At 66.7% G+C, this 10058-nt stretch carries 9 protein-coding genes; 4 read left to right on the top strand and 5 right to left on the bottom strand.

Features of this window, described 5'->3' with window-relative positions; translation table 11 throughout:
- Positions 1-118: 118 nt before the first annotated feature.
- Positions 119-286 carry a hypothetical protein gene (locus HLB15_RS20355; RefSeq protein WP_171108082.1) on the bottom strand — a complete coding sequence of 56 codons (168 nt, stop codon included), beginning with the start codon at positions 284-286 and terminating at the stop codon, positions 119-121.
- 233 nt (positions 287-519) lie between these two features.
- Entirely contained in the window at positions 520-1350 is an 831-nt protein-coding gene (locus tag HLB15_RS20350) for a hypothetical protein (RefSeq protein ID WP_171108080.1), read from the bottom strand.
- Positions 1351-1594: 244 nt separating this feature from the next.
- Here HLB15_RS20350 and HLB15_RS20345 point away from each other — a divergent pair, with 244 nt between their 5' ends.
- The 3 genes from HLB15_RS20345 to HLB15_RS20335 all read left to right on the top strand — a co-directional run bounded on the left by HLB15_RS20345 (position 1595) and on the right by HLB15_RS20335 (position 7257).
- Positions 1595-4369 carry a type I restriction endonuclease subunit R gene (locus tag HLB15_RS20345; protein WP_171108078.1) on the top strand — a complete coding sequence of 925 codons (2775 nt, stop codon included), beginning with the start codon at positions 1595-1597 and terminating at the stop codon, positions 4367-4369.
- Positions 4366-5694: a restriction endonuclease subunit S gene (locus tag HLB15_RS20340; protein ID WP_171108076.1), complete on the top strand. Its 1329-nt coding sequence runs from the start codon at positions 4366-4368 to the stop codon at positions 5692-5694. The genes HLB15_RS20345 and HLB15_RS20340 overlap by 4 nt, the downstream gene beginning before the upstream one ends.
- An 81-nt stretch (positions 5695-5775) precedes the next feature.
- A complete protein-coding gene (locus HLB15_RS20335; RefSeq protein WP_171108074.1) occupies positions 5776-7257 on the top strand; it encodes a class I SAM-dependent DNA methyltransferase in 1482 nt (493 codons plus the stop codon).
- Between the two features lie 7 nt (positions 7258-7264).
- Here the strand turns inward: HLB15_RS20335 and HLB15_RS20330 are convergent, their stop codons facing one another.
- The 3 genes from HLB15_RS20330 to HLB15_RS20320 all read right to left on the bottom strand — a co-directional run bounded on the left by HLB15_RS20330 (position 7265) and on the right by HLB15_RS20320 (position 9773).
- Complete coding sequence (locus HLB15_RS20330) at positions 7265-7684, bottom strand: hypothetical protein (RefSeq protein ID WP_171108072.1); 420 nt, start codon at positions 7682-7684, stop codon at positions 7265-7267.
- Positions 7685-7737: 53 nt separating this feature from the next.
- Complete coding sequence (locus HLB15_RS20325) at positions 7738-9084, bottom strand: IS701 family transposase (protein ID WP_171108083.1); 1347 nt, start codon at positions 9082-9084, stop codon at positions 7738-7740.
- A gap of 104 nt (positions 9085-9188) precedes the next feature.
- Positions 9189-9773 (bottom strand): TetR/AcrR family transcriptional regulator, encoded by a 585-nt coding sequence (locus HLB15_RS20320; RefSeq protein WP_171108070.1) that lies wholly within the window; start codon positions 9771-9773, stop codon positions 9189-9191.
- Between the two features lie 73 nt (positions 9774-9846).
- Here HLB15_RS20320 and HLB15_RS20315 point away from each other — a divergent pair.
- Positions 9847-10058: SDR family NAD(P)-dependent oxidoreductase (locus HLB15_RS20315; protein WP_171108068.1), on the top strand; the 212-nt coding region annotated here is incomplete at its 3' end.

Here is a 10058-nt window from a genome sequence, read left to right as displayed (position 1 = left end):
ACTCGTACAAGTCCACGGCCTGGCGACGGAACTCCTCGGAGTAGTTCTTCCTGGCCATAGTTCCTGATCATCTCGCTTCCCCAGCAGATGCTGGAATCAGCGTGTCCAAGAACCAGGGTCAGGCCCCAGCGTCCTTCGAGTACTCCCGCATCAATGGCTCAAGGTCGATCCGGTCACCTTCGCGGATGTCCTCGGCGCCGGCCCGCATGTACATGCCAGCTTGCTCGTACCAGGAGGCCTTCTGCACGAAGGGCATGGCGCTCGCCTCGGCGTGCTGCTCGATCACCTCGCGGGGATCCATCCCGCGGGCGCCGGGGGAGAGATATCCGGCTTGGATCATCCGTTCGATGAATTCGGTTGCCTGGCGGGGCGGACGAACCTTGGTGGGCGTGTTCAGTGGGACGGCTGGCGCGCTCTCGTCATGGGGAGACGGGGCGAATTGGCCACCGCTGGAGTTCGGAGCCCCTTTGGGGTGTCGGGCCGACGCCCTTGCGGTCGTGGAGGGTTGCCTGGCCTGGCTCATGCTTGGCCCTTCTGCTCGAAGATGGCGTGCAGGTCGATCTGCGCGGCCTGGCGCAGGTCGATCTTGGGCAGCGAGTCGTCTGAAAGGACTACCCACGGGTAGTCGCGAAGGCCGCGCTCACTTGGTAGGTCGGAGGTGGTGCCCCAGTGCTCGTCTTCGAACTCCTCAAAGTGCGCGATTGCTCGGTCGTCCTTGTCGGCGATTCCGGTCGCATACCAGGCCGATCCTTGGTCGCTCTCATCGAGGTTCAGGTATGCGGCATCCGGGTGCTCCGCGATGATCTCGACCGAGGCGGCCTTCATACCTGCCTGGAGGGACAGGTCCTGCATCTTCCACAGGAGCGTCAGTGCCTGGCTGCGAACCGTCGTTGGGTCTTGGTTCAGGTCGATCCCGCCGGTTGAGTCGAGGGCGCGGCGCTCGTTGAGCTCGAGCTCGTTGCGGGCGCTGCGGGAGTCGTAGAACTGCCCCCAGTCAGTGTTGCTCCAGAGGTCGTCGAGGTAGCTCGTATCGCCTTCGTACATCTCCGGATCCGGTGTCGGGCCGTCGGACAGGTCCTCGGGGTTGCCGTCCTTGTCGACCTCAGCAAGGGATCCGTCGGCGTTGAGGTGCACGAACCCGGAGTGGCCGTCGAGCTCCCAGAACCCGGTGATGCGGTCACAGTTGCGACACTTGCCGGTCATCCCGGCATCGACGCCGGCGGCCAAGTTCGGGAATCTGGGCGTTATGTCCGCCGGCGTGAGGTGGGTGGCGCTCTCGCCGAGGATGGACGGGGCGAATCGCCCACCAGTGGAGTCCGGCGACCCCGCGGGCTGACGCTGGATGCTCATGCTTTGGTGGAGTGCGGGACGACCAGACCACGCCAGCCCAGCAAGTACGACAGCTCGGGATTCGAACAGGAGCACCGAATCCCCGCGGCCTTGACGAGTCAGACCGCACCAGTGTCGCCCAAGATTGAACGCTCATGTGGCTTCGATCTACGGCGCCAACTCCGCCTGGATTCACCCGGGTGACCACGACGCGTAAGGTGCGTTGACCAGGGTGTTCGGGTTGGGCACCCCGTAGACTCGCGGCGTGGCAGCCGACGATGATCCCCGCCTCCCGGCGGAGGCCCGCGCTCGTGTACGCATCGACGGTCAGCTCGAGGCCGCCGGGTGGCTCGTACAGGACGGCAACGCGCTGAACCTGTTCGCCGGCCAGGGAATCGCGGTGCGCGAGGCGATCATGGCGGCGGGGCATGGTCGCGCCGACTACCTGCTGTACGTGGACCGTCGAGTGGTCGGGGTGATCGAAGCCAAGCCGGTGGGAACCACACTGTCCGGTGTGGAATGGCAGTCCGCGACGTACGCCACCGGCCTTCCGGAACAGCACCGCAAGCGCGCCACCCTGGTCGAGGACCGACTGCCGTTCGTCTTCGAGGCATCGGGCACGGAAACACACTTCACGAACGGCCTGGACCCAGACCCGCGCGCCCGGAAGATCTTCAGCTTCCCGAAGCCGACGGCGCTGGCTCGCCTCCTCCGCGCTGCCGAGGACGCGCCGGGCGCCTCGACATGGCGGGCGAAGGTCCGGGCAATGCCGCCCTTGGACGAGACGCTCCTGCGGCCGGCGCAGGTCGAGGCGATCAATAACACCGAGCTCTCGCTGGCGCAGCAGAGGTTCGACCGGTCCCTGGTGCAGATGGCGACCGGTGCCGGCAAGACCTTCACCGCGGTCACCCTCGCATACCGCCTCCTGAAGCACGGCGGGTTCTCCAAGGTGCTGTTTCTGGTAGACCGCAACAACCTGGCCGACCAGACCCTCGCTGAGTTCCAGAACTACACCACCCCGGACGACGGACGCCGGTTCGCCGAGATCTACAACGTCGACAAGCTCACCGGCGCCGGCATGCTCGCCAGCTCGAACGTGGTGATTTCCACGATCCAGCGTGTGCACTCGGTGTTGCGCGGCAAGGATGTCCCTGACACTGACGACCCGCAGCTCGACGACTATGTCCCCGACAAACCGGTTACGGTCCAGTACAGCCCCGATCTGCCGCCCGAGACGTTCGACCTGGTCATTGTCGACGAGGCTCACCGCTCCATCTACGGGCTCTGGCGCGGCGTTCTGGAGTACTTCGACGCGCACGTGGTCGGACTCACGGCTACGCCGGGCAAGCAGACGTTCGCGTTCTTCCGGCAGAACCTGGTCTCGCAGTACACGTATCAGGAGTCCGTGTCCGACGGCGTAAACGTCGACTTCGACATCTACCGCATCAAGACCCAGGTCACAGAGCAGGGCGGCCAGCTGTCAGCCGGGATGGTGGTCCCCAAGATCGACCGCCGCACCCGCGTACAGCGGATCGAGGCCCTGGACGAGGACGTCGAGTACACCAGCCCCCAGCTCGACCGGGCGGTGACGAATCCGAACCAGATCCGTCTGGTCCTGGAGACCTACCGCGACAGGCTGTTCACCGAGATCTTCCCCGGACGATCGGCGGTGCCCAAGACGCTGATCTTCTGCAAGGACGACGCCCACGCCGAGCAGGTCGTCACCACGGTGCGCGAGGTCTTCGGCAAAGGCAACGACTTCGCTGCAAAGATCACCTACAACGCACGCGACCCCAAGGCCGCACTGCAGGCATTCCGCACCTCGGCGAAACTGCGGGTCGCCGTGACGGTGGACATGATCGCCACCGGCACCGACGTGAAGCCCCTGGAGTGCGTGTTCTTCATGCGGGACGTGAAGACGGCCCAGTACTTCGAGCAGATGAAGGGCCGCGGCGCCCGCACCATCGCCCCGGCCGACTTCCAGGCCGTCACCCCCGACGCGACCGCCACGACCAAGACACGGTTCGTGATCGTCGATGCCGTCGGAGTCACCGAGCACGACTTCGTCGAGCCGCCCCTGAACCGCGACCGGGGAGCGTCCCTCGACAAGCTCCTGAAGAAGGCCGCCTCGCTGACGATCACCGAGTCCGAAGTGGCCACCCTGGCATCGCGCCTGGCGGCGCTCGAGCTGCAGCTGTCCGACGGCGAGCGCGCCGAGCTCAACGCGCTCACCGAGATTCCGCTCAAGCGGGTGGTGCGTGGCCTTGTTGACGCCGTCGACCCCGACCTGCAGGCTGCAGCAGTCGACGCCGCGGGCCCTGGAGTCGATCCGACGGCGGTCGTCGATGACTTGATCGAGACGGCGATCGAACCCCTGGCCGCGAACCCGGAACTGCGTGCACGGATCCTGGAGATGCGCCGCAGCCACGACCAGATCATCGACGAGGTCACGCCCGACGTGCTGCTCGACGCGCACGGCGTGGTGGACCCAGATCGTGCCAGGTCGGTCGTCGAGTCCTGGACCGTGTACCTGAACGAGCACCGTGACGAGATCACCGCGATCCAGATTCTCGACGAGGCTAAGGCCGGTGGCGTGCCGTTCGCAGCGATCAAGGAACTCGCCGACCGAATCGCCCGGCCCCCGCACAACTGGACCCCGGACCTGATCTGGGCCGCCTACGAACAACTCGACGCCGGACGAGTTCGACACCGGGACAGATCCCGGCTGACCGACGTCGTGTCACTGGTCCGGTTTACGCTCGGGGCTACCGACGAGCTCGTGCCCTACGCCGAACTCGTCGCCTCCCGCTATGTCGGCTGGCTCCTCGCCCAGGAGCAGGCCGGTACCACATTCTCTGAGACGCAAAGGTGGTGGCTCGACCGCATGGTCGACGTGATCTCCAACTCCGCCGGCATCACCGCCGACGACCTCGACGAAGCCCCCTTCACGGAACGAGGCGGCGTCGACGGCGCACTCCGCGACCTCGGCGACGAAGCTGGCGACCTACTCAAGGAACTCAATAGGGAGCTCACGGCGTGACGGGCCTGCCTGCGGGGTGGCGTTGGCTCACACCACATGAGATCGCGGGCGAGGACAAGACACGCCTGGTAATTGGCCCTTTCGGGAGTAGTCTCAAGACAACGGACTACACCACTGAGGGTGTTCCGCTCGTGTTCGTTCGCGACATTCGAACGGGCAATTTTCGCGCACCCCGAGCGTATGTAGGCCCGGCGAAGGCAGAGGAACTGCGAGCGCATCAGGCGGAGCCGGGGGACGTGCTTGTCACAAAAATGGGGGAACCTCCCGGCGACGCGGCCGTGTTCTCTGGCCCGGTGCCAGCCGTGATTACGGCTGACTGCATAAGGCTCCGCCCAATCGACGAGTTTGATCCTTACTACATCTCCTATGCGCTCCAGTCGCCTGCGGTGCGTGAGCAGGTCCTTGGGATTACCAGTGGCGTTGCGCAACGGAAGGTAAGTCTCGCGAGGTTCCGTTCGGGGTTGCAGGTGCCTGTGCCATCGTTGCCTGAACAGCGGCGGATCGTTGAGTTCCTCGAAGACCACCTATCCCGTCTCGATGCGTCCGATTCTTACCTGAGTAGGGCCTCCCGGCGCTTGGCGCGGTTGACCACATCGGCACTCATGCAGATGACGCACGGGCTGCCGGACGTTCAGCCGATGTTGCTGTCTGACGTCGCGGAGGTGCGGCTTGGTCGCCAGCGATCCCCGAAGAACCATTCCGGGGACAGGATGCGGCCCTACCTCCGTGCTGCGAATGTTGACTGGAACAAGCTCCGTCTCAATGACGTAATGAAGATGAACTTCACCGAGTCCGAGGAAGCGACCTACCACCTCGAGGCTGGTGACATCTTGCTAACGGAAGCGTCAGGCAGCGCTGCAGAGGTCGGCAAATCCGTTATCTACGAAGGAGTGCCCGCCGATGTCTGCTTCCAGAACACGCTGCTTAGGGTTCGCTGCCACGCTGCGAACCCTCGGTTCATCCAGAAGTACCTGCTTGCGGACGCGATGTCAGGGCGGTTCATGCCCGAAGCGCGAGGGGTAGGAATCAATCACCTCGGACGCGCAAAGCTCGCGGCGCTGACGATCGAGCTGCCCGACGAACCCATCCAGGCCGATGCAGCGGCACGCGCTGAAGGGTTGCTGACCGACTTGGAGAGGACACGGCAAGCGATCGAAGGGCAGCGCATTCGGTCCGCTTCCTTACGGCGCTCACTATTCGCCGCAGCGTTCTCGGGCCGGTTGACCGGCCGGCCTTCGGATCTAGAGGTGGCAGAAGAGTATTCGGCGACGGTGGAGCACGAGGCCGTGTCCGAAATCGAGCACGAAGAGGCTCTGCTGTGGTGAGCGGCAGGCAGATGAAGGTGCAGTTGCCCGGCGCAACGAGCGACGACCGCGGGTCACACCCGCATGGAGAAGGGAACGGTCGTGGCTGACGCACGCCGGTTGGTGGACAAGATCTGGTCGTACGCGCATGTGCTGCGTGACGACGGTGTGGGTGTCATCGAGTACACGGAGCAGCTGACATTCCTGTTGTTCTTGAAGATGGCGCACGAGCGGGCAACGCGGAAGCTGAAGCCGGAACAGATCGTGCCCGAGGAGTACTCGTGGCAGCGGCTGCTGGACGCCGAGGGTGCTCAGCTGGAGCTCGTGTACACACAGATCCTGGTGGGCCTGGGTAGGCAGCCGGGGACGCTGGGCACGATCTTCCGCAAGGCGCAGAACCGGATCCAGGACCCGGCCAAGCTCAAGCGACTGATTCACGACCTGATCGACAAGGAGCAGTGGTCCCAGGCCGGCACGGACATCAAGGGTGATGCGTACGAGTCGCTGCTGGCGAAGGGCGCTTCGGACAAGGGTTCGGGTGCGGGGCAGTACTTCACACCTCGGTCGATTATCTCGGCGATGGTCGACTGCGTGCAGCCCACCGTCGCGGACACCGTGGTCGACCCCGCGTGTGGCACGGGCGGGTTCCTGCTGTCCGCGCACGAGTACGCGGCTCGAGGTGCGGAGTCGATGACGCCGCCCCAGCGGGACCACTTGCGTAACGGGTTCGCTCACGGCGTCGAACTGGTCGACGGGACGGCGCGCCTGGCGGCGATGAACCTGCTGCTGCACGGCATCGGGGAGGCCAATGGCGAGAGTCTGATCGAGGTCAAGGACGCGCTGACTGCGGACCCGGGGGATAGGTGGTCGGTGGTGCTGGCCAACCCGCCCTTCGGGACCAAGTCCTCGCTGCGGTATGTCGGTGCCGACGGTCAGGAGGCGAGCGAGGAGCGGGAGATCGAGCGGCAGGACTTCACGGTCACGACCTCCAACAAGCAGCTCAACTTCCTGCAGCACATCGCAACGATCCTGGACATCAACGGGCGCGCCGCCGTCGTCCTGCCGGACAACGTCCTCTTCGAAGGCGGTGCTGGCGAAGCATTGCGGCGCCGGCTATTGAACGACTTCGATCTGCACACGATGTTGCGCCTGCCGACGGGGATCTTCTACGCCCAGGGTGTGAAGGCAAACGTGCTGTTCTTCGACAAGAAGCCCGCGTCGGAGGAGCCGTGGACGCAGAAGCTGTGGGTGTACGACCTGCGGACCAACCAGCACTTCACGCTCAAGCAGAATCCGCTGACCCGAGCCCATCTGGACGACTTCGTCGACTGCTTCGCTCCGGGAAAGCCGCGTGATGAGCGTGTCGAGTCCGAGCGGTTCAAGGCGTTCGACTACGACGAGCTGATCGCACGGGACAAGGTCAACCTCGACATTACCTGGCTTCGCGACGAGTCCCTCGAAGATCTCGACAGGCTTCCAGCGCCCGAGGTCATTGCCCGTGAGATCGTCGAGGACCTGACCGCGGCCCTGGCTGAGTTCGAGGCCGTCGCAGCAGCACTCGAAGCGAGCACTGCGCGCGAGTGATTCGGCGTCACAGGCCTGCTCGTAGGTCGAGGGCTGTGGCGGCGCGTGGGTCGATGCGGGCGTTGCCCGTGTGCGTTCCGCGCCACTCGATGAAGTCGAACCGTGCGTCGGGACGCATCACGCCGTCAGCGCCCGCTCGCCAGGGCGGCTCGGGCGGAAGGTCGTCGATCGCGCCCCAATGGTCGTCGTCGAACGCTTCGAGGTCGCCGAGGATGTTGCTGTCGGCATCGGTCACGTCGCCGGTGAGCCAGGTCCCGCCGGGCTGGTCTGCGTCTTCGAGGGTGAGGTAGGCGGCGTTGGGATAGTCGGCGAGCACCTGGGCCGCAACCGTCTTGCACTCGGCGAGCTGGTACAGGGCGCGCGATTCCAGGAACACGCGCTGGGCCTGGTTGCGAACAATCGACGAGTCGGCGTCCAGATCGATCATGGCAAGCGACGGCGGAGGCGGTGCCGAGTGATGGCGCACGGCTCGGGCTAGTACTACAGCCGTAGATCGGGTCTGTGAGCTGCGCTGATGCTGCCTTCGCGTCGTTGGTAGTGGGCTCGTTGGGCGCGGTGTTGGTGTCGGCGTCGCCACTTTGACCAGGCCAGGACTCGCGCAGTGGTGGTCGTGGCGAGCGGTGCGAGGGTGGTGAACAGTCGTCGGGCCTCGCCGAGAGTGATCGTGATCAGGCCAGCGGTGTCGTCGGTGGGCTCGGCGTCGTTCATGGCGGCGGCCAGGATGGTCAGGAAGGTATGGGCGAGCATCGCCAGGGTGGTCCACCGGTGCCAGGAGTTCCAGTTGCGGACCTGGTGCTCGTCCAAGCCGGTGTGGGACTTGGCGGCCTGGAAGTTCTCCTCGACGGTCCACCGGCGTCCGGCCACGCGGACCAGGTCGCCGATCGCGACGGGTCGCGGGGTCCAGCAGCGGTACCAGGCCAGCTCTTCGGTCGTGTCGTTGCGACGCACCAGCAGGCTGTGGTGACCGGACCCGAGGTCCGATCCGTCGACCTCGGGTTCCAGCTCGAGGAGCGCCCAGGAGTACCAGCGTCGTCCTTTGGACCCGTCGCCGCACGACATCCGCGACCAGGCCCCGTCCGGGACCCGGTCGGTGGCCTTGTCGGCGCGTAGCGGTCCGGCGCCGGTCGGCACCACACGGTTGGAGCCGATCGCCAGCACGTAGGCCAGGCCCAACCGCCGGCAGGTGGCGCGCAGGTACGGGTCGGCGCCGTAGACCTCGTCCCCGGCGACCCACCTTGCCGGCGTCCCGGCCTGGACGGCGTTCGTGATCATGGTCGCGGCCAGGTGCGGCTTGGTCGCGAACACGACGTCGTCGGGCACGCCCGCCAGCTCACGCCGGGCCTGGTCACCGGTCCAGGAATCGGGCAGATACAGGCGCCGGTCGATGAACGTGTGCCCACGCTGCGCGGCGTAGGTCAGGAATACCGCGACCTGCGCGTTCTCGATCCTGCCCGCGGTGCCGGTGTACTGCCGCTGCACGCCGACCGACCTGGTGCCCTTCTTCAGGTCGCCGGTCTCGTCGACCACGAGCACCGCGCCCGGATCGGCCAGGTGCCCGAGCGCGTAGGAACGCACGTCGTCACGCGCCTCGTCGGCGTCCCAGACCGCGCGCCCGAGCAGGTGCTGGAGCCGGTGCGGACTCTTGTGGCCGACGTGCTCGGCGATCGTCCAGCAGTTCTTTCGCTCCAACGGAGCGAGCAGCCCCGCCAGCAGATCCCGCGCCACGCCACGTGCGTCTCGGCGCGTGAACCGGGCCGCGACCTGCTCGAACGCCGTCTCGAACTCGGCCTGCCACGCTTGAGCGTCTACGCTGTTGGCCGCGGCCACCGCCACGGACTTCTTGTTCCACACAAGCAACGAAGCATCCCGGCGGTGGCCGCCCCACGTCCAGGCATCATCCCAGGTCAGCGACCCGATCTACGGCTGTAGTACTAGGCGCCGGCGCCAGGGAACCGGCCGACGGCGGCGTCGAGCAGCGCACCGGCCTCGGCGGCAGGCACGACCCCGCACGCGACGAGGTTCGTGATGCCCTGGACCGTCGCGACGAGCAGCAGGCCGAGGCGCTCGGCGTCGCCGTCGGCCACCACCCCCTCCTGGCGGCCGTGCCGGAAGACGTCGAGCAGCGGCTCGAACGCGTCCGTCGCGCCCTGCCGGACCTGCGCCCCGCCGGCGCCGCGCTGGTGCGCGAACATCAGCTCGACGAGGTTCGCCTCGGTGAGCCCGAAGTCGAGGTAGGCCGTCGCGGCCGCCCGGAGCCGGTCGGCGTAGCGCGGGTGCGCGTCGACCGCCTCGCGCAGCCGGGTGCCCAGCCGGGCGAACCCGTCGGCCGCGACGGCGTCCAGCAGCGCCTGGCGGTCAGCGAAGTGGCGGCGCGGCGCGGCGTGGGAGACGCCGACGTCGGCGCTCAGCTCCCGCAGCGACAGCCCGGCGGCGCCCCGCTCTCGCAGGACGACGGCGGCCCGGTCCAGCACGGCTTGGCGCAGGTTCCCGTGGTGGTAGGGGCGGGTCTGGGTCATGGGTCCCAGGGTACGGGCCGCGGCCACAATGTAGTCATTGACAACAATGTGTGCGCTGAATACATTCGTGACCATGACCCCCGCCACGCCGGAGACCCCGTCCACCCTGTCGTCCACCCTGTCGTCCGCCCGGCAGGTCCCCGACCAGAGCGGCCGGACCGCCGTCGTCACGGGTGGCTCGAGCGGCATCGGCCGCGCCGCCGCGGAGGCGCTCGCGGCCCGCGGCGCGCACGTCGTCCTCGCCGCGCGTGACCTCGACCGCGCGCAGACGGTCGCCGCGCAGCT

The organism is Promicromonospora citrea (assembly GCF_013004695.1).
Taxonomy (GTDB): Bacteria; Actinomycetota; Actinomycetes; order Actinomycetales; family Cellulomonadaceae; genus Promicromonospora; species Promicromonospora citrea.
The sequence above is the reverse complement of the archived record's forward strand: the minus strand, read 5'-3'. Positions and strand labels throughout refer to the sequence as shown.